Below are 21,220 nucleotides of genomic sequence, written 5' to 3' on the forward strand. Positions count from 1 at the left end.
CAAATTAATAACCCCGCTGCAAATTTCTTCTATCGGCGTACCATGCCTTTGCAGTTTTATTATTTTTTATGAGAAATAAATTATTGATTCATTTGGCAACCGCATTTGTGGTTTTAACAGGTTCTTGCCAGAAAGGACCATCAACCCATAGAAATGACGCCCTAAACAGCGTTGAAAAACTGGCTGCATTAAATGTAATTGCTGCTGCACCGCCTTTAGGCACCTTAATTGACGGTGCAACATATCGGATCCGTGGAATGTCATCCTTACCCGATGGACCGGTGGTGGAGGTTACGGGTAACTCAACGGCAGAAAATGCAGCCATTCAGCAATGGTCATGGTTTCCTAACAACGGGCAGAAATGGAAACTGGTAAAAACAGATGCCACTTATTGCAAACTGATTAATATCACCAGCAATAAATGTTTAAAATCGCCATCAACAACATCTGGCGCTATTCTGCAACAAGGTACTGACGATGGCAGTGATGCGCAACAATGGGCCATCACTTATACGGGTAGTAATAATGTATATACCCTTACCAACAAAGCCACAGGGATGAAAATGGCCGTTGATCCCGAAAGCAGTACACCCGGTGCTAAAATAAGGCAAAAAACTACGCTAACCGGTACACAAGGGATGTTTAATTTCCATGATACGAATTTCCAGAACCCGCTGATCAATGCAAGCAGGGCCGACCCTTATGTTGCCCAAAAAGATGGCTATTATTATTTTATGTATACACGGGGCAATAATATCGGACTTAGAAAAACCAGATCAATGTCGTTGTTATCTACAGCAGTAGAAACTGTGGTTTGGACACCTCCGGCCGGTGCTGCTTATTCTTCTAACATCTGGGCGCCCGAATTACATTTCCTTTCTGGTAAATGGTATCTGTACTTTGCGGCAAATGATGGGGGCGACGTTAGCCACCGCATGTTTGTGCTGGAAAACGCTAATGCCGACCCTACCACCGGTACATGGACTTTTAAAGGGAAAATAAGCGATCCGAGCGATCAATGGGCTATTGATGGTTCGGTATTAACCATAGGCACTACAAACTATTTTATTTGGTCGGGATGGGAAAATGTGGCCACCAAGTACAAACAGTATATCTACATCGCGCAGATGGCTAACCCATGGACAATTAGTAGTGATAGGGTAAAAATATCATCACCAACCAACAATTGGGAAAAATACGAACCAAGCGGCTCATTGGGTGCGGGGGTTAACGAGGGGCCGATTATGCTCAGAAAAGATGCCAACAGTCCGGTTTTTATTATTTATTCTGCCAGTAGATACAGCAGCGATAATTATTGTTTGGCACAGATACAGTTAAAAGATGGTGGCGACCCCATGCTACCTGCCGATTGGATCAATAAAAAGCAGGTGTTTGTTAAAAGTGATGCCAATGGGGTTTATGGACCTGGCCATAACGGATTTTTTACCAGTAGCTATACCGATCCAAATGGGGTGTTGCACAGCGAAAACTGGTTTATTTACCATGCCCGGAGTGTTGCCAATACCACCAATGGATCCAGAACGCCACGGATGCAGAAGTTGACCTGGAATGCAGACGGCTCGCCAAATTTTGGAACTGCCGTTGCAACAGGAGTTAGTATTCCGGTGCCTGTTGGAGAATAATGGTATCGGGCTAAATGGGGTATAAGTTTCTCGAAATATAACCATAAAGATCAATTTGAGATAAAACGACAAAGGAATGAACAGTTTATACGGCTAGCATTTTTTTACTTTGATACAGGAAACCAAATATAAAACATTGGCGGCTTTGCAAATTTCACTTTGCCGTTTAATGTCGATTTAACCCTAAGGTTTCCACATATAATAACCTAACCAAATATGAAATATAAAGTTCTACCCAAAAGAATTATAGCCGTAACTTTTTTACAGGTCGTGACATTGGCCATTTCTACAACAGCAAATGCCAATAATAAAGGTGATGTAGCTTCGATACTAAGTAAAAATATTTGGTTTACAGACATTGGCCAGGCCGATATTGGTATAACTGGTAAAGTAATAGACGAAAAAACAAAATCGCCGATACCAGGTGTTTCTGTTAAGGTGAAAAATGGTAAAACGGCAGCTGTAACCGACGAAAATGGTGTTTATAAGATCAATGTAGCCAATGAGCAAACCGTTCTTTTGTTTTCTTATATCGGTTATGATGCACAGGAAGTAACCGTAGGCAGTCTTAAAAACATTAATGTTATTTTAAAATCTTCACAAGCCAACTTGGATGAGGTGGTGGTGGTGGGGTATGGTACCCAGAAAAAGGCTGATGTGACGGGATCGGTAGTGAGGGCAAATCTCGATGATTTTAGGAATGCACCCACCACTAACGTGGCCAACCTTTTACAGGGAACGGTTCCGGGTTTAAATGTGGGGCAGGTTAACCGCGCTGGTGCAACACCAGGTATTAGCATCAGGGGACAAAATACGTTGGGTGGCAACCAAAATGTACTGATTATTTTGGATGGGGTACAATACAATGGTTCCTTAACTTCTATTAATCCTGATGATATTGCCACGATAGATGTACTAAAAGATGCAAGTGCTACGGCAGTATATGGCGCACAGGCGGCAAATGGTGTTATCCTCATTACCAGTAGAAAAGGTGCTATTGGTAGAACCAGAATTTCTTTTTCTTCTCAATATGCTACCCAAAAACCAAATATCGATTTAAAACCAATGGCCAGGGATGAATATTTGGATCATATTAAATATTTATACTATGACCAAGCCTTTCTTGCTCCTGGCTTTACACAACCAAATCCGGCATTCGATCTGGTAAGCAAAGTTGACGCATCGATGAAGGATGTGCAGGGAAACCTGCTGCCGAATGATTTTAGCTGGTATGATGAAGCCACCAAAACGGGAGCAATTGTAGATAACCAGCTTAGTGTTTCGGGTGGAACCGATAAGATCAATTACCTTTTATCAGGCAGTTTAACCAGAAATTCGGGTTTTATCAATAACGATGTTTTTAAAAGAAAAACCATCAGGGCAAACATCGAAACCAAAGCAACAGATTGGCTTACCATTGGCCTGCAATCGTTCGCGACCTTTGTAAATGAGGATGGGGTAGAGCCAAATTTCGTAGATATCAATTTAATGTCGCCATTAATCCTTCCCTGGGATAATAACGGAAACCTGAAAATCAATCCTTTTAATACGAATGTAACCAATCCGCTGTTAAATTACCAAGCTGATGATTACGACCGCCACAATTATTTCTTTGCCAATGTTTACGGCAATGTACAACTGCCTGTTAAAGGTTTGAGCTATAAAATTAGTTTCGGTAACAATTACCGTCTCGATTTTAAAAACATTTCAAATATGTACGATGCTAACCTTACCGGGCAGGCTTCAAAAGAAAATACCACTTATTACGATTATACCTTTGATAACCTTTTAACTTATAATAAAATTATTGGCAAGCATAGCTTTACCGGAACTTTACTATATGGTGCCATTGAACGCGATAATAGCTATACCAGGGCTTATTCAACAGGTTTTTCGAGGTTGACCCTCGGTTATGACAACCTACAGCAGGGCACTAACCGGTTTGCGATATCCAATGCCTGGAAAGAAACCCTTAATTATCAGATGTTCCGTTTAAACTACAATTACGAAAGTAAATACCTGTTTACCGGTACACTTAGGAGGGATGGATTTTCTGGCTTTGCAGAAAATAACAAATACGGAATTTTTCCATCAATATCAGCAGGTTGGGATATTTCGAAAGAATCGTTTTTTAAAGTTAATTGGGTAGATAACCTTAAATTAAGGGTAGGCTATGGTGTTGCCGGAAATCAAACCACAAGATATTCTTCATTGGCCAATGTAGGCGTGAGTGCTGCTTATGTTTTTGGTGATGGCGGTTCTACGCAGTTTGGTCAACAGGTAAATTCATTGTCTAATCCAGATTTAAGATGGGAGCGTACCACAGGTGCAAATCTGGGTTTGGAATTTACCCTTTTCAAAAATAGGCTATCGGGTGTAATTGAATATTACGATACCAAAACAACCGATCTTTTATATTCGGTTAATATCCCAGTGGTTACGGGTTTCAGTAATATCCTCACCAATATTGGGCAACTGAACAACAAAGGACTTGAACTTTCTTTAAACTCGAAAAATATCAATAGTGGCGAATTCAAATGGACTTCTGCCTTAAATTTTGCCAGAAACGTGAACAAGGTGGTTAAACTTTTGGGTGATCTTAATGGCGATGGAGTTGAAGATGATCTTCCGCAAAGTGGCCTTTTCATTGGGCAGCCTACCGCCGTAATTTACGACTATCAGGTAAATGGAATTTGGCAGGTTGGGGAGCAGATCCCAACGGGCTATTCACCAGGGACCTACCGCATTGTAGATCAAAATGGCGATGGGGCAATCAATGCCAGCGATAGAACTGTTTTAGGGTCATCAGCTCCGGCCTTCAGGATCAGTTTGCTGAATAATTTTCAATATAAGAATTTTACCTTGAGTATATTTTTAAATTCAGTGCAGGGCGGCGATAAATCTTATCTCGCCGGCAATACCCCAAGGCTCATCAGAGATGATAACTCCATCAGGAACAATTACCTCAGTGGAATAGACTTTTGGTCGCCTGATCATCCCGATGGTAAATATCCCCGTTCTATCGTTTCGGCAACCTTAAATCCGCCACTTTTTCAAAACCGAAGTTTTGTGCGCTTACAGGATGTATCGCTCTCCTATAAATTTAGCGGAAAACTGATTGAGCGTATGAAACTACAAAACCTAAATGTATTTGTAAGTGGAAGAAACCTGGCTACATGGACCAAGTGGGACGGTTGGGACCCAGAAACCAATCAAGGATTAACCAACGACGGAAGGCCTGTATTTAAAGGATATTCTGTAGGCCTTAATGTTACATTTTAAACTAAAAGCGATGAAAAAGATAACCTTTACCATTATAGCTGCAACTACTATCCTGTTTTTCTCCTGCAAGAAATCTTTTTTGGATGAAGAACCGCTCGATTTCTTAAGTACAACCAATGCCTACACCACTGTTAAAGATTTTGATGCTGCAGTTAACAATTTGTATAGCCGCGTAAGAAGCGAGTTTTATAACAGTGGAGAGCAAAGGCCATTCGATTATGTATTTGGTTGCGATCTGGTTTTTGATGGTCAGCCGGCTACCACGAGGCACACTAATATGGTTGCCGCCTATTCGCCATTGAGCACCGAAATCCCTTTGATCCACTGGACTTCACTATACAAGATTATTGCAGAATCCAATACCATTATCGGACGAATCTCAGCTTCTGAACTGGCACCAACCGATAGGACACTAATGGAAGCGAGAGCGAAGTTTTTCAGGGGTATGGCCTTTCGTACCCTTGCCTATCTATATGGCGGTGTACCCTTAAATACAACAGAAGTGGTATCGCCCAAAACAGATTATGTAAGGGCACCCAAAACCGAAGTACTGGAGCAGGCTATCAGCGACCTCAAATTTGCATCGTTAAATTTGCCGGCCATTAATCTGGTGCAGGATGGAGAGGTAAACAACCTTGCAGCGTATCATCTTTTATCAGAAGTATACCTGGCTGCAGGGCAGTTTCAAAATGCGGCAGATGCTGCGTCTACTGTAATCAGTAATCCCAATGTTGGCCTAATGACCACCAGATTTGGAGTTAAAGCATCAGATGCCACAAAAAATGTGTATTGGGATCTTTTTCAGAGAGGGAACCAAAATAGAAAAAATGGTACCAATAAAGAAAGTCTTTGGGTAATCCAGTTTGAAACCGATGTTCCGGGCGGTGGTGCCGTTTCTACAGGTATCAGCGGTTCTTATCAAATGGAAAGACATTTTGCACCACAATTTCTAAACTTTAGACTCTCTGGTAGCAGTATTCAGCCATTTCTGTATCCAATTAGCGATTATACTGGTGGCAGGGGGATCGGTTGGGCCATACCGACCAAATATTTTTCGGATGTAATATGGCAAAGCGATTTTAATAACGACCTTAGGAATGCACCCTTTAATTTTGTACGCGAATTTAAAGTAACCAATCCTGCACACCCACGTTTTGGTCAAACCATATCTACCATTAATCCACCTGCGGGTATAACTGTACCAAGAAGAGATTTCTATGCCTTTCAATCAAAAGTAACCACGCCAGGCGATCATCCTGATGGCATGTTCCAGGATAAATCACAGCTGTTGCTTAAGGCAAGTGCTGGGGGGACTTATGCCGATCAGTATATGTTCCGATTGGCAGAAACTTATCTTTTAAGAGCCGAAGCTTATTTTGGCTTAAATCAGTTGGATAAAGCAGCTGCAGATATCAATGTGGTACGCAGCAGATCAAATGCATCGGCTGTATTGCCTACTAATGTAAATATGGATTACATTTTGGACGAGCGTATGCGCGAACTGGGCTCCGAAGAAAAAAGACGGATAACCTTGATGAGGCTGGGACTGGTTTACGATCGTGTAAAAAAATGTAATCCTTATTACAACGATGTTTTAACCACCTATAACCTGTGGCCAATCCCCGCTTCCGAAATTGAACGAAATAATGGTGCAAAATTGGAGCAAAACCCGGGTTATTAGCCGCAGGATAATTACTACAGGTAAAAGCTGTCTTTAAAGGTGACAGTATGGAAAAAATGATCGGAAAAATAGTAAAAAAATAGAAGTCCTAACTGATCTTTTTAGGCTATAGTATCGTGTAATGGCCATTAGCATACAGCCTAAGTTGAGAAATTTTTCCTGTAATCAAAAAGACTTTAAACCAAATTATAATTTATATGTGTAGAAAATTAATTGCCTTATTTGTCCTTTTAACTTCATCCCAGTTCCTGTTTGCGCAGAACAATCTGCTAAAAGATTTTCCTCAGGGATTTGGTCCGAAAGAAGTAGGGAAACGATTAGCTTACCGCTTTCTTGACAAAAAACATATGCTCCACGCGGGGAAATGGATCAGCTATCCCGAAACTTTCAATTGGACCGGAGCACTTAAATATGCTAAATTAACAAAAGACAAAGCGCTCTTGTCGCACCTGGAAGAAAGGTTTGAGAAACTAACTTCACAGGAAAAGCAACTATTGCCAATTATGAACCATGTTGATTTGAATATGTTTGGCAGCCTTCCTTTGGAATTGTATCAGATTACCAAAGATAAAAAATATTTTGAGTTAGGCATGCCGTATGCAGATAGCCAATGGGCGGTTCCGCAGAAAGCAAGTTTACAGCAAAAGGAATGGGCTGATAAAGGTTTTTCATGGCAAACCCGTTTGTGGATTGACGATATGTATATGATCACGATCGTTCAGACCCAGGCTTACAAAGCTACCGGTGATAAAAAATATATCGATCGTGCGGCTAAAGAAATGGTGCTTTATCTGGATGAATTACAGCGGCCTAACGGTCTTTTCTATCATGCACCTGATGTGCCGTTTTATTGGGGGCGCGGCAATGGTTGGATGGCTGCAGGCATGACGGAGCTTTTGCGGTTGTTACCCAAAGATAATAAAGACCGTCCACGTATACTTAAAGGCTATGAAACAATGATGAAAAGCCTGAAAGATTACCAAAGACCAAGCGGAATGTGGAACCAGCTGATTGATGAGCCAGACTGTTGGGCCGAAACATCAGGATCGGCGATGTTTACCTATGCGCTGATTAGTGGGGTAAAACATGGCTGGTTAGATAAACAGGAATATGCTCCTGTGGCGCGGAAAGCCTGGCTGGCATTGGTGCCGTACATCAACGAAAAAGGGGATGTGGCAGAAGTTTGCGTTGGAACAAATAAGAAGAACGATAAACAGTATTATTACGACCGTCCACGGAATGTTGGCGACTCGCACGGACAATCTCCATACCTATGGTGCGTTTTTGCACTGTTGGAAAAGTAAACTATGGTAGCAATGTAAATAATTTTGATAGTTTATAATCAGGCAATCATCTGTATAAAAAAAATGATCTTTCGTGTGCCGTATTTGGTATAACGCCGGCAGATCTCATAGTAATGGCGAGTGCACACGGTGATAATCCTGGGGCATTGTCCCCAGGTTATCTTTAAAATTAAGCAGTAGTCCCAACTCATGATCAAAATTGAAGCTTAGCGCACTCATGGCAAAATAGTGAATGACGATACAGCCATTAAAGCCGGGAAGAAGTAAGATTGGTATTTTCGTGAAGAATTTTCACATATGCGTTATTTGGTTAAAAAAGCCACTAAATACCAAAAAATAAAACATCACTTTGGTAATGTTTGAAATTAATAACACTTAGAATAACTTTCGAATAATTTCAATTTAACAACTTCCTGAATTCCAGAGGCGAAATATCCGTTTTAGCTTTAAATAATTTGCTAAAAGACTGAGAATGCTCAAACCCCAATTCATAAGCAATTTCACTCACTGAAAGTTCAGTTGTTGAGAGTTTTTCTTTGGCTTTTTCAATCAGCTTTTCGTGGATGTGCTGTTGTGTGGTTTGTCCGGTTAAAGTTTTTAAAAGACTCCGCATATAGTATTTCGACATGTTGAATCTGTCTGAAAGAAACTGAACACTCGGCAAACCTTGTTCTTTGAGGTTATTTCCTTCGAAATAATCTTTGAGCAGAATTTCCAGTCGTTCTAAAAATTGATGATGCACTTTGTGACGCGTAATAAACTGTCGCTGATAAAACCTTTCAGAATAATTCAAAAGCGTTTCCAACTGAGAAATAATAATGCTCTGACTGAATTTATCAATGTTGGTTTGATATTCCTGCTTGATATTATCAGTGATTTGCTGGATTTTTATTTCTTCATCTTCGGATAAAAATAATGCTTCATTGACAGAATAATCAAAGAATTCATATTTCTTGATTGCGCTTGCCAATGGCGTATTCCAAAGAAAATCCGGATGAATCATCATCATCCATCCTGACGGATTTTTGCCCTTTTCTTCTCGTATGACGCTCAGAATCTGATGTGGAGCCATACAGAACATCACGCCTTCATCAAAATCGTAATCCTGCTGCCCATATCTATATTTATGATTCATATCTCTCTTGACAGAAATCATATAAAAATCAAACATCAAACGCTGCTTTCCATTTTCCAAAGCCGGCGCCATATCTTCAAAATTAATCACACTGATGAGCGGATGTTTTGGCTTTGGCAAGCCACGTAAAGTATGGAACTGAGAGATGGTTTTTATTCTTATTGGCGAATCAGACATCCGTTTATTGTTTAATCAAATTTAATGAATATAAAGGTACAGACTATTTTACCTCAGAGAAATAAACATCATTTTGCAAATCTTCCATCAATGTTGGGTGTTGAGGATCCCAACCTAATGTTGTCTTAGTTGCTTCACTTGAAGTGAGGTTATTAAGCTTTGCAAAATGTGCAAACCAGCCGAAATGTGCTGCTGCTTCATCGTTTGTTAGGGAAACAATTGGAATCTGCAATTTTTCTGCAATAAAAGTTGTAATGTCTTTAAACGGAATTCCCTGTTCTGCAACTGCGTGATATCTCGTTCCGCTGATGAAAGGTTTTTCCAAAGCTAACCGGTACAGTTCTGCTGCATCAAGTCTGTGGACAGCAGGCCAGAAATTATGGCCATCATCAATAATTGCAGCCTTTCTTTTTTCTTTTGCAATATTAATTAAGGTCGGAACAAAACCAATTACATCTCCTTTACCGTGAACAGATGGAGAGAGTCTTACTACGGCAACTTTCACACCTTTTGCAGCTACGGCATCGGCTGCATTTTCTGTCGCAATTCTGGGATGCGGATTGTTTGCAAAGCGATCTTTTTCGGTTGTGATTCCGTCTTTTGAAAAAAGTGCAGTTCCTGAAGTAATGAGAAAAGATTTGTCTGTTCCCAATAAAGCTTCGCCTATTGTTTCAATTACTTTTCCATCGAGTTTACACATTTCCTCGAATCTGGTAAAATCGTGGACAAATCCTAAATGAATCACTGCATCTGAAGCGATAGCTCCTGATTTCAAACTTTCAAAATCGTTTAGATCTCCGCGGTGTACTTCTGCGCCGGCTGCAATTAATTTGTTTACTGATTCTTGCGAACGGGCCAATCCCAAAACCTGGTGTCCATTGGCTAATAATTCCTGTACTACGGCAGTTCCTACGAAACCTGTAGCGCCTGTAACAAATACTTTCATTTTGATATAATTTAATGAAGCAAAGTTCAGATTTCGTTTCTGTACTCTTGTAGCCGAAAAATACTTTCTTGTAGCCGAAAATTTAATTAGATGACTTTCTGAATTCCAGATGGATTAGCCTGTGAATTTTTCATGCAATGACATACTGTTGTCATCATGCCATTGCACTTTTGCTAATATTAATTTAAAAACAAAAAGAAGGATGAGTAAATCAAATTTAGTATCAATGAGAATCATTACAGCTGACATAAGACGATTAGTTCAGTTTTTTGAGGATGCAACAGGAACAACGGCCGAATGGGCAACAGATGACTTTGCGGAGGTTAAATTGGAGTCTTTTACTTTGGCAATTGGAAGTACACGAACATTGGCTTTCTTCGGAGAAGGTGTTGCGCAACCTGGAAATAACAAAAGTATTATCATTGAGTTTCTTGTTGAGAATGTAGATGATGATTACGAAAGGATTAAAGATTTAACTGGCGACATTGTTCAGAAACCGACAACAATGCCTTGGGGTAATCGTTCTTTACTATTTCGAGACCCAGACGGTAATTTGATTAATTTTTTCACTCCCGTAAGTGACCAAGCGAAAAAGAAATTCTTATAAAATAAGCTATCCGATACAAGCAGTTCAATCTTCATTACCATTAACGCAGCGCCAGGGCTTCATGGTTTGTTCATGTTTGGCTTCTAATTTTACAATATACATATTAGTTATATCATTTGGTTTAGTAAATAAGCCGCAACGGATGTTGTGGCTTATCTGTTTTATTCCATGAGGGCAGTTGAGCTGCTGTAATGTTCAATAAGTTAATATTGCTTTATATACAACGCCGGTATAGGTTTCATTTTCGTTATATTGTTGAATTTTTATTGAACCAAAGGGGATTTCTCACAGAAAGGTAATTTACCTGTGGACCGTTCGGGAAAAGAAATAAAAGGTATAATATTGCATTTCCGGACCGCTTGTAAGCACAGATCTGCTCGAATAGTGCCGGTTATTTTTTCGATATATATATGAACATAATCAATTTGATCAAGCTAAATCTCGCTGTGCTCTGCTGCGTAGCATTACTATTTCCTACTATGGCCGTTGCGCAGAATAAGGAGCAAAAAAGAATAAAGGCTTCAGTCCAGGTACTTTCGGGTTTCGGGAAAATGAAAGAATCTATTCCCTCAAGGCTGCTTGAGCTTACCCAGGGCATTGTTATTGTTCCAAAGCTGATCAATGCAGGTTTTGTGATCGGAGGAAAACGTGGAAGGGGCATTGCTATGGTGAAAAGGGCAGACGGCTCCTGGAGCAATCCTGTATTTGTAACCATTACCGGCGGAAGTGTAGGTCTTCAGGCGGGTGTACAGTCGACTGATCTTGTGCTTGTTTTTACCCATGCCAATAGTCTGAGTGCGATCAAGAAAAGCAGCTTTACCCTTGGTGGTGATCTTTCTATTGCGGCAGGTCCCCTGGGACGGAGTTCTGCTGTGAATACAGATTACAAACTCGATGCCGAGGTGTATTCCTATTCCCGTAGTAAGGGGCTTTTTGCAGGGCTCTCCGTAAATGGCGCATCGCTGGAGATTGATGCGGCTGCAAATGCTGTGGTATATGGCAAAGATATGGATGTTGCGGAAATCTTTGCTTCCGATGGGGATCCTGATGATGAAATAGGAGAGCTTAAAGCCGCGCTTACGAAAATGAAATAATTGAATTATTATGCTTATGATCATGAAGAAAATCATTTTTGTTTTATTGCTGGTAATCGCTGGTTTTTCAGGTTATGCACAAACCTATCAGGGTATCACAAGTAAGAATAAGACTTATCTGGAAACACTGAAAGGAGTGAGTTATACATATAAGCAAGGGGTTGTTACCTTGAAGAATAATGGAAAGTATGATTTGGGTACGATAAGTATAGTCGTTTCATCTAAGGTGGACAGTACTTTGTTCGGGATTGCCTTGTTTGAAGAGGGACTTGAGAAAGGGACTACTGTTAAGGCTGATGTTTATTTTACTGCAGGTCTGGGCAGTGGTGTTCATGAGGTTTCGTTAAAAGATATTGATCAGAAGAATCTGGTGCTGTCTTTTGATAAGGCGACCAGGGCTGTGAGGTGATTGCTGTATGGGAAAAGTACGGTAGGGTGAAAGTCGGGTGGTATTTATATCTTGATTTTTAAACAGATTATATGATATAGTTATGGACAAATTCAGACAGATAAAGGATTGATCGCTTCGGTTGAAGCTGATGTAGGAAAATTTTATGATGGTGGAAACAATGCAGCTTACTTGAAATTTCTACCCCCGGGAATGGCTGAGGCTACTGGAGCACCTTTATCTGGTACATCTCTGTTGCCGGAGTATGGTGCGGTCCTTTCATCAGATCTTGAGAAAGCGACTGCCGGGAAACCATTGTTTTCTTCCCTGTCCATTGATCGGATCAGGCTGGTTAGATCAAAGCAGCGTTTAACGATTACGTGGATCACTTCGCCTTCTATCTGCAGTTTTCCCTCAACCATAAGTAGTCTGGACTGGATGATTTCTTTGCGGAACTTTTCAAACAGGTTCTCAAATACGACCAGGTTAGTGAAACCTGTTTCATCCTCAATGGTAATAAAACACACACCTTTGGCCGTGCCTGGACGCTGGCGGACCAGGACGAGACCGGCTACTTTGACGGTCTGTCCGTCTTTTGCCTGGGCAAGGTCCTGGGTTGGCAAAACGCGGAGGAGGCTTAACTGTTCACGTACAAAACTGACCGGATGTGCTTTTAGTGACAGGGAAGTAGAAGCGTAATCCTGGATTACATGTTCGCCTTTGCTCATCAGGGGCAGGGTGGCCTGCATTTCCAGGCTGCTTTCTGAAGGCTGGTTTTCAAAGAGTGCAACCGGGCGGTCAGCCATGGCGGATACTTCCCAAAGGGCAGCTCTTCTGTCCAGGCCAAGGGAGCGGAAGGCATCGGCATCGGCAAGCCGTTCCAGTGCAGATAGGCTGAGCCCGGCATCCATCAGTTCGTGGATATGACTATATGCTTTTTTTCTGCCATTGGTCAGGTATTCGATATCTTCAGCATTCATGCCCTTGATCTGTCTAAAACCAAGACGCAAAGCATGGTATTTATTGGTTTTTTCCTCTAACAGATTGTCCCATCCGGAATAGTTGATGTCTATGGGCCTGATTTCCACACCATGCTTTTTGGCATCGATGACGATCTGGGCAGGCTGGTAAAAGCCCATGGGCATGCTGTTGAGCAGGGCGGTGGCAAAGACATCGGGATAATAACATTTGAGCCAGCAGGAAACATAGACCAGCAGGGCAAAACTGGCCGCGTGGCTTTCTGGGAAGCCATAACTGCCAAAACCTTCGAGCTGCTTGAACACCCTTTTGGCAAAGTCCTCGGTATAACCTTTGCTGGTCATGCCGGTGATGAGTTTTTCTTCAAACCTGGTTACCATGCCCTTGGCCTTAAAGGTGGCCATGCTCCTGCGCAGTTCATCCGCCTCGGCTGGGGTAAAGCCTGCGGCAACAATGGCGATCTTCATGGCCTGTTCCTGAAACAAGGGAACGCCCAATGTTCGGTGCAGGATATCTTTTAACTCTTCGGAAGGATATTCTACGTTTTCTTCTCCGTTACGTCGTCTTAAGTATGGATGGACCATATCACCCTGGATGGGACCCGGACGGACAATGGCCACTTCGATCACCAGGTCATAAAAACATTTGGGTCTTAACCGTGGGAGCATGGACATCTGTGCACGGCTTTCGATTTGAAATACTCCCAGGGTATCGGCATGGCTGATCATTTCATAAACCTTTGGATCTTCTTTTTCGTTGATCTTGGCCATGGTCAGATCAAGGTTATAATGTGCTTTGGCCAGATCGAATCCTTTTCGGATGCAGGTAAGCATGCCCAGGGCAAGTACATCTATCTTCAAAAAGCCTAACGTGTCAATATCGTCTTTGTTCCACTCGATATTGGTCCGCTCTTCCATACGGGCATTGAGGATAGGGCAGAGGTCGGTCAGTTTACCCCTGGTGATGACAAAGCCGCCTGTATGCTGACCCAACTGTCTTGGAAAGCCCATCATCTGGGCGGTAAGGCTAAGCACTTTTCGAAGCAGTGGATCATTCGGGTTGAGGCCCTGTTCGGTAAGTTTTCCGCCCTCGAACCATTCATCGGTAAATTCCCAGATGGAGGAAGAGAGCCGGTTAATGGTATCCACCGATAGCCCCATCACTTTGCCCACATCCCGGATTGCGCCTTTCTGGCGCTGCTGGGTGACGGTGGCTACAATCGCCGCGCGGTCGCGTCCGTATTTACTATAGATGTATTGGATTACTTCTTCCCTGCGTTCATGTTCAAAGTCCACATCAATGTCGGGCGGTTCGTTGCGGGCGGAAGAGATAAAGCGTTCAAATAAAAGATCGAATTTGGTGGGGTCAACCGAGGTAATACCCAAACAGTAACAGATGGTGGAATTGGCAGCAGAGCCGCGTCCCTGGCAAAGAATATGCTGGCTTCTTGCAAAACGCACAATATCATAAACGGTGAGAAAATAGGAAGCATAGTTCATTTCCTCCACAAATTTCATTTCATGGCTGATGTTATCTGTTACTTTTTTAGGTAGGTGTTCACCAAAGATTTCGTGGGCCCCATTCATGGTCAGGTATTCGAGTTCCTGTTGCGGCGTTCTGCCTTCCGAGGTAATTTCTTCGGGGTAGATGTATTTTAGGCTATCCAAACTGAAGGTACAGGCTTGGGAGATTTTTACCGCATTTTCCAGCGCATCGGGATATTGGCGGAAAAGCCTTTTCATTTCTTCTTCGGGCTTTAAGTGCCGCTCGGCATTCTGGAAAAGCAAGTAGCCTGCATTCTGGATGGTGCATTTTTCCCTTACGCAGGTCAGCACATCCTGCAGTTCACGTCTTTCGGGGCTATGATAATAAACATCATTGGTTGCCACCAGTGGAATATTGGTTTTTTTGGAGGTTTCTGAAAGACGGAACATCCTCTTCTGGTCTTCTCCCTGATAGCTCCTGTTAATGCCTAGGTACAAGTTTTTCCCGAGTGCTTCTTTGTAGCGCTGAAGGTCTTCATAAAAATCCGCCTGAAAATCAAAATTCTCTGAAAGGCTATCGGGCGCGATGGCGATGAAAATAATACCTTTTGAATATTCAAATATATCTTTTTTATAAAGTTCGCAACTTCCTTTTTCGGTGCGAAGGTTGCCAAGGCTGAGTAGTGCAGACAGCCTTCCGTAACTTTCGGTGTCTGTAGGGTAGGCAAGCAGGGATACACCGTCCATGAGGTTTAACCTGCAGGCAGGGATGAGCTTGAGACCAAGTTTTCTGGCTGCTGCATGTGCACGCACGATCCCTGCAAGGGTATTGTGGTCGGTAATGGCAATTTTTTTATAACCCATCCTGGCTGCTTCTTCCACGATTTCTTCAGGGTGCGAGGCGCCACGGAGGAAGCTAAAGTTGCTGGTAACCTGAAGTTCGGTATATTCCATCTCTATTCTTTTTTAAGGTTTAGGCAAAAAATCCATGGATAAACCAGGCCGAGTTTTCTGCTGCATAGTGGCCAGCGCGGAAGAGCCAGTAACGGTTCCCTTTTTCATCTTCCACGGTATAATAATCGCGGTGTTCCCCTTCTTCCAGCCACCAGGCACGCTCAAGTCTTTCCGGCCCGTCTGCTTTTTTGATGCTGTGGCGCACACCCTGGTAGATAAAGAGCATGGGCGGATAATCGGGGATAGGTGCGGTAACCTCGATGCGTTCCGGTCTTGGAAGCAGCTGTATGGGACGGTTCAAGGGATTGTGGAAACTTATTCCGCTGTCTTCGCTGAGATCTTTAGCCTGTTTAACTGCCCTTTCCGGCCAGTAGTCTGCCCTTGGCAGATAACGGTGGATGGCGTTTTTACCTACCTTTCCAGCCACGCGGTCCAGTAATTCTGCCAAGGGCTGGCTATTTAGGCCGGCCTGACCGGCCCAGATTTTTTCCTGTGGACGTTCCATTTTTTCAGTTTTCTCAGCACTCAGCGTGAAAAGCTCAATGCCCATGCCGGGTGCAATTCCCGAAATGTTGAGCGCAAAGAGTTTCATCAGGTGTATGGGATCATCACTTGGACGGTTGGTGCCGATAGGAGTTGATATTGTTTTTCCATCTATCCGGTAACCTTTCAGTTCTGCTTTTCTCAGGCCCAGGCCTTCTTTTTTAAGTCTTAAACAAAGTTTACCAAGCAGTCTTTCGATGGCGATTTCAATAGCCTTAGCTGTGCGGATAGGTTCCATACAGGCCAATCTTTCTTCGAATTCCTGAATAATCGTAATTGGGATGAAGGCTTCAGGTTCATCGCCCATGGCCTGTGCTATTTTGATGAGCAGGTTCTCGCCAAACCTTCTGCGCAGGGTACTGCGTGGCATCTGGATAAAGCGTTCGATTCGGTTTAAGCCCAGTTTGTGCAGTTTTTCAGTAATTTCACCGGGGATCCTGAGCGCTGCCGGTGAAAGGGGAAGTAAAGCAAAGTGTTGCTGGTATGGTGCTACAATCTCAACTCCTTTACCATACCGGGATAGTGCCCAGGAAGTACCAATGGTATCGGCGATTGCCGCTTTTATGGTATAACCTGATGACTGGAGTCTGCTGGTGATGTGCTTAAGGTAAGCTTCTTCTCCTCCCCATAAATGACTGCATCCCGTGATGTCGAGTAGGATGCCATCAGGATCGGTAGAAGAGAGCGGGGTATAACGGATGGCCCATCTGGCAAGGCCTTCGAGCAGTTTTTCTTTTCTTCCCGGTTTTTCATCAAAAACTTCGAGCTCATGGACAATGGCACGCGCATCTGCAAGTGGCATTCCGTTATGGATGCCCTGGGCGTTCGCTTCCTTGTTTGCAGCGATAACCATCATACGGCCGTGACTGGCTCCAGCACATACCATTGCCCGTTCTTTCCATTCAGGGCGGCGGATAGTCTTCCAGTCCGTTAGTAGAAACGGAAACCATATGCTTAAGAATCGCTTTGTCATCTTTATCCTGCCTGCAGTTCATGGATAGGTAAGGCCCTGATGTTTTCTTTTTGTGGCTGCTCGAATGTGCTGCCAGACCAGCATACTTCAAAGGTGCCACCCGCGCCGTTACGCACTTTTAGTAGTTCTGCTTTCCAGCTGGGCTGGCCAACGCCCGGCATGCCTTCGGGCAATATGCTGGGCAATGGACTGATCTTCCAGCGGGCTAAACAGGTGGTATTGGAAAGAATCCTGGGGTTTTCCCTTAAGAACAGGGCGGTGACCTTGCTTTTTTCGATCACCAGCTGAAATCTTCTGGAAGTGGCAAAATTCAAGTCTGGGATTTCTGAGACCACAGCAGCGAGCCCTTCGCACTTAAGTGCTTCTTCGGTTACCCATAAGAGTTCTTTTTCGTTTTGAAGGTCAATAAAGATGATCGATGCAGCATTCAGCGAAAATCTTTTGGCCGCTGGCGGGAAGAATTTTCTGGAGGCACTGATCCAGATACAAGGACTGCCGTCTTTCATCAGTGTGGACAGTATTCCGCTGATAAAGCCACTGCTGGCCGCGGTCTGTTCGCGGCTTTCCGATATGAATTCATGGATGCCCTGCAGGGGAAAGCTGTGGACTGGAAAAGCAGGAGCAAAAAGCTCAAGACCTGAGATATTCTGTTGACTTTTGGATACGGTCTTATAACCCTGCATGGAAAGGATCTGCTCCCTTAAGCCCTCAATGACCTGTTTTTTTACTGCCTGTTCCATGATCAACCTCCTTTTTTAGAATTACATGGACAAATATAATACTAAAAATATTAGTATTTTGAAATTATTTTGCACATTTGTGTTGGATATGGAACAGCTGAGTTTTTTTAGGGAATCAGGCCAGACACCCGGGCTGCCAAAAGAGGTGCTGGAGTATATGCCGGGATTTATTGATATTGAAGAGGCAGACGTTTTGCTTTTATCTTTTATTTCAACTACACCCTGGACGCAGAAGATAGTGAAGATGTATGATAGAGCGGTAATTACCCCCAGACTTTCTGCATGGTACGGGGATCCTGAGGGAATGGATTACAATGTTCTTGGAAAATCCACACCTTTGCCATGGACAGTTGAACTTTTAAAACTGAAAGCTTTTGTCGAAGCAACGGCAGGGATCAGCTTTAATAGTGTGCTGCTTAACTATTACCGCGATGGACAGGACTCGGTTGCCTGGCATAGTGACAACGAAACGGTTATGGGTTCACACCCCGTTATCGCATCTGTGTCTTTCGGGCAGGTGAGGGGTTTTGATATCCGCCGGAAAACTGATCATGCTGAAAAATATACCGTCAGGCTTGAACATGGTTCGCTGCTATTGATGAAAGGAGATTTACAGACCATGTGGGACCATAGGATTGCAAAATCAGCCAGACCGATGGGGCCAAGGGTCAATCTGACTTTTAGAAAAATCATTGGGGCTTAAAATTCACATATAATCTCATGATTTCAGCTCACTATATTTCTATTGCTGAGCAGGCAAAATGTCAATCCCCGGTTTCAAAATTGGTCATACTTTTCTAGCTTTCCTTTTGTGCTGGTTTTTCTGCCAGGATTTGAATTGTTTTGCACAAAAAAAGCGGCAAAGTAATTTGTCGCTTTCAAGGGTTAATTGCTGTTCAGAAAATTTGATCAGTAGCAGACGGTTTTCAATCTTTGCGAAGCTATCGGAAATGTATGCTCTCCTTCATGGTAAGAAATCAGTTGGAATACTGATATTTATCGGTTTCATTCAACAGGATTTATTTGGAACTTTGCGGGACAGTTTTATGGCTTTGCTTTAAATTGCTTTCCTGTCCTGGAAGGTTAGCTTATTTAGAAATGGCTACAGGTATGCCCATTCAATGATTTGTTTAATGGTTTTCTTTATTTCGGACTGTGCTTCCTCTTTCCTGATATCAACTCCACAGATCAGGCCATTATTCGTATGAGCAATCATGGTAATGTAATATATACCCCCTACTAAAAGGGCTGCAACCGGCCTGATGTTTTTGTCTTTGTCTTTAAAATATTCGTCAGTAAGTTCACTAAAAAACAGCTCTCCCAAAGATTCACGTTTCTCATTCAACTCCTCTAATACCTTTGAACTTTCGCACACTCCCCAACTGATGATCTTTCGCATTTCTTCATTTGCAATTAATGAATCGAGCTGATCTTCCAATAAATGATACAACATCTCTCTGCCCTGATCACTTCTGTTTTGCTCGATTATTTCTTTTGACTGATCGATGTTTGCAGTATAAAAATCGCTGTTGTTCAGGTATTCCTTTACCAGACCTTCCATACTGCCGAAATAATCATAAACTAACTTTCGGTCAACTTCGGCATTTAATGCTACTTTGCTAACGTTTAAGCCAGTAAAACCGTCATTTTTTAAGATTTTACCAACAGCGGTCAGAAGTTTTTGTTTTGTCCATTCTTTATTTCTGATGGGGCCGCTCGTAGGTTTTCTTGTCATTCGGGAATTTTGGGTTACAACAATTTCTTGATCTGGAGATTATCCAAATATATATAATGCAATGCTAATTGTTCCATCTTTTTCAACAGAACACATTTAAACGGCACTATTTGCTGCATTGCTTTTTATCAATTTGTTGATTTATCCTGTTTCAGTAAATAAAGTAAATAAATAAGCCACTATATATTTTTGGCCTTTACCTCTTGCAGCACATTTTTTATAGCCGTTTTGAGCTTTGGAAGAAGACCACTGTCGCTGCGTTTTTCTGAAAGTAGGGTGCTGATGAGGCGGGTGATTTCCTGGATCGAAAATGGTTTCTCCAATATCGCATCGCAACCGTAATCAGACAGTGAAAATAGTATTTTAGTATAGGCAGAAATAATGATGATCGGGATGTACTCAAATCCATCGATAGCGCGGATGGCACTACAAAGCTCTCCTCCGTTCCATTCGGGCAGCATGTAGTCTAAAATGACCAGATCCGGACGGTAATGCTCAATTAGTTTAACCGCTTTTTCCGGATCGTGGCAGCCTTGGCATTGATAACCGTACAATTTAAGGACTTCTTGCAGCGTTTCCAGTAACATCAGGTCGTCCTCTACAATAAATATTTTTTTTGCTTCCATAGTCTTCTCCTTGTTAACATCAGCTATTTTGAAATCGTTCAATCTCCGGCCGGATAGGTGCTGATGCCCTCCAAAACGTTCATCATTTTTTTGTCTATTGCAATGGCTTGATTTCCAGGTCATCGAGTTGCGCAATCCGGAAGATTTCTTTCGAAATAATCGCTACGTTTTCCTTTAGTTGCTCCAGGTTACAGGATATTGTTCCTAAAGGTACCGGAAGACCTGCAATTTCTTGGATAAGTTCCATCTGGATCATACAAGCACCTAAAAATTCCTTTTTTCCTTTGAGCATGTTAAAGGTTTCAAGTGCAGCGTCCCGGTCTGTTCCAAGCGTAAATTTTCCATAGGTAATTTTGGTGCCCTTTAAATGAAGCACCACTATTATTGCAAATGCAGATTCCATTTCGTTTTTATTTTTCTATGATCAGTATACTTCGGGATTAAAAAAAATGCCGCTTGGTGCGGCATTTTCAAATTTATTAGCGAATCTCAATCTGTCTTGAAACTGCCTTTGCTTCCTCTTTTTTTGGAAGTGTGAGCTTAAGTACCCCGTCGATATAACTTGCCTGGATACGGTCCACATCGGCACTTTCAGGAAGTGTGAATGCCCTGGTGAAAGCCGAGTAGCTGAATTCACGTCTGTTGTAGGTTTTTTCCGATGTATTGTTTTCGCTGTACTGCCCGGTAGAAATAGTGAGCATATCCCGCTCTACCGAAATTTTAAAATCTTCTTTTTTCAGGCCGGGAGCGGCAAGCTCGATATCATATTCTTCGCCGGACTCTAAAATGTTTACAGCTGGAAGGCTGTTGATTCGGCGGTCTGAAAAAAAAGTATCGCCCAGTACGGATTCGAAAATGTCATTAAAGCCTGGCAATAATGTGCTGTTTTTCTTTTCTGGATTGAATTTAACCAATGTCATAGTGTGTTCT

At 42.5% G+C, this 21,220-nt stretch carries 17 protein-coding genes; 8 read left to right on the top strand and 9 right to left on the bottom strand.

Going from position 1 to position 21,220, the window contains the following annotated elements; all coding sequences use genetic code 11:
- Positions 1-68: 68 nt before the first annotated feature.
- The 4 genes from LQ201_RS24020 (at position 69) to LQ201_RS24035 (ending at position 7,910) form a co-directional block, all read left to right on the top strand.
- Entirely contained in the window at positions 69-1,643 is a 1,575-nt protein-coding gene (locus LQ201_RS24020) for a family 43 glycosylhydrolase (protein WP_230146200.1), read from the top strand.
- 216 nt (positions 1,644-1,859) lie between these two features.
- Complete coding sequence (locus LQ201_RS24025) at positions 1,860-4,925, top strand: TonB-dependent receptor (RefSeq protein ID WP_230146201.1); 3,066 nt, start codon at positions 1,860-1,862, stop codon at positions 4,923-4,925.
- A 10-nt stretch (positions 4,926-4,935) separates the two neighbouring features.
- Positions 4,936-6,606: a RagB/SusD family nutrient uptake outer membrane protein gene (locus LQ201_RS24030; RefSeq protein ID WP_230146202.1), complete on the top strand. Its 1,671-nt coding sequence runs from the start codon at positions 4,936-4,938 to the stop codon at positions 6,604-6,606.
- Positions 6,607-6,803: 197 nt separating this feature from the next.
- Complete coding sequence (locus tag LQ201_RS24035) at positions 6,804-7,910, top strand: glycoside hydrolase family 105 protein (RefSeq protein ID WP_230146203.1); 1,107 nt, start codon at positions 6,804-6,806, stop codon at positions 7,908-7,910.
- 397 nt (positions 7,911-8,307) lie between these two features.
- Here LQ201_RS24035 and LQ201_RS24040 read toward each other — a convergent pair whose 3' ends face one another.
- A complete protein-coding gene (locus tag LQ201_RS24040) occupies positions 8,308-9,222 on the bottom strand; it encodes an AraC family transcriptional regulator (protein ID WP_230146204.1) in 915 nt (304 codons plus the stop codon).
- Positions 9,223-9,265: 43 nt separating this feature from the next.
- Entirely contained in the window at positions 9,266-10,168 is a 903-nt protein-coding gene (locus LQ201_RS24045) for an SDR family oxidoreductase (protein WP_230146205.1), read from the bottom strand.
- A gap of 226 nt (positions 10,169-10,394) precedes the next feature.
- On the opposite strand from LQ201_RS24045, the gene LQ201_RS24050 reads away from it, so the two are divergent.
- The 3 genes from LQ201_RS24050 (at position 10,395) to LQ201_RS24060 (ending at position 12,278) form a co-directional block, all read left to right on the top strand.
- The gene (locus LQ201_RS24050; protein WP_230146706.1) at positions 10,395-10,775 is read left to right on the top strand and encodes a glyoxalase/bleomycin resistance/extradiol dioxygenase family protein; all 381 of its coding nucleotides are present in this window, start codon (positions 10,395-10,397) and stop codon (positions 10,773-10,775) included.
- Positions 10,776-11,185: 410 nt separating this feature from the next.
- Positions 11,186-11,869, top strand: a complete 684-nt coding sequence (locus LQ201_RS24055) for a lipid-binding SYLF domain-containing protein (RefSeq protein WP_230146207.1) — start codon at positions 11,186-11,188, stop codon at positions 11,867-11,869.
- A gap of 22 nt (positions 11,870-11,891) precedes the next feature.
- On the top strand, positions 11,892-12,278 hold the full coding sequence (locus LQ201_RS24060) for a hypothetical protein (RefSeq protein WP_230032652.1): 387 nt from the start codon (positions 11,892-11,894) through the stop codon (positions 12,276-12,278).
- Positions 12,279-12,445: 167 nt separating this feature from the next.
- Here LQ201_RS24060 and LQ201_RS24065 read toward each other — a convergent pair whose 3' ends face one another.
- Genes LQ201_RS24065 through LQ201_RS24075 form a run of 3 tightly spaced genes read right to left on the bottom strand, consistent with a single transcriptional unit; the run spans position 12,446 to position 17,929 of the window.
- Positions 12,446-15,673, bottom strand: coding sequence for an error-prone DNA polymerase (locus tag LQ201_RS24065; RefSeq protein ID WP_230146208.1), 3,228 nt, complete (start codon positions 15,671-15,673; stop codon positions 12,446-12,448).
- 19 nt (positions 15,674-15,692) lie between these two features.
- Positions 15,693-17,189, bottom strand: coding sequence for a DNA polymerase Y family protein (locus tag LQ201_RS24070; RefSeq protein WP_230146209.1), 1,497 nt, complete (start codon positions 17,187-17,189; stop codon positions 15,693-15,695).
- A 2-nt stretch (positions 17,190-17,191) separates the two neighbouring features.
- Positions 17,192-17,929, bottom strand: coding sequence for an ImuA family protein (locus LQ201_RS24075; RefSeq protein WP_230146210.1), 738 nt, complete (start codon positions 17,927-17,929; stop codon positions 17,192-17,194).
- 58 nt (positions 17,930-17,987) lie between these two features.
- Between LQ201_RS24075 and LQ201_RS24080 the strand changes: the two genes are divergently transcribed.
- Positions 17,988-18,632, top strand: coding sequence for an alpha-ketoglutarate-dependent dioxygenase AlkB (locus LQ201_RS24080; protein WP_230146211.1), 645 nt, complete (start codon positions 17,988-17,990; stop codon positions 18,630-18,632).
- A 399-nt stretch (positions 18,633-19,031) separates the two neighbouring features.
- Here LQ201_RS24080 and LQ201_RS24085 read toward each other — a convergent pair whose 3' ends face one another.
- From LQ201_RS24085 to LQ201_RS24100, 4 genes are all read right to left on the bottom strand, one after another.
- Positions 19,032-19,664 (bottom strand): TetR/AcrR family transcriptional regulator, encoded by a 633-nt coding sequence (locus LQ201_RS24085; RefSeq protein ID WP_230146212.1) that lies wholly within the window; start codon positions 19,662-19,664, stop codon positions 19,032-19,034.
- Positions 19,665-19,843: 179 nt separating this feature from the next.
- The gene (locus tag LQ201_RS24090) at positions 19,844-20,290 is read right to left on the bottom strand and encodes a response regulator (RefSeq protein ID WP_230146213.1); all 447 of its coding nucleotides are present in this window, start codon (positions 20,288-20,290) and stop codon (positions 19,844-19,846) included.
- Between the two features lie 94 nt (positions 20,291-20,384).
- A complete protein-coding gene (locus LQ201_RS24095; RefSeq protein ID WP_230146214.1) occupies positions 20,385-20,693 on the bottom strand; it encodes a hypothetical protein in 309 nt (102 codons plus the stop codon).
- A 76-nt stretch (positions 20,694-20,769) separates the two neighbouring features.
- Positions 20,770-21,210, bottom strand: coding sequence for an Hsp20/alpha crystallin family protein (locus LQ201_RS24100; protein WP_230146215.1), 441 nt, complete (start codon positions 21,208-21,210; stop codon positions 20,770-20,772).
- Positions 21,211-21,220 lie beyond the last annotated feature (10 nt).

The organism is Pedobacter sp. Bi126 (genome assembly GCF_918698245.1).
Classification (GTDB): Bacteria; Bacteroidota; Bacteroidia; order Sphingobacteriales; family Sphingobacteriaceae; genus Pedobacter.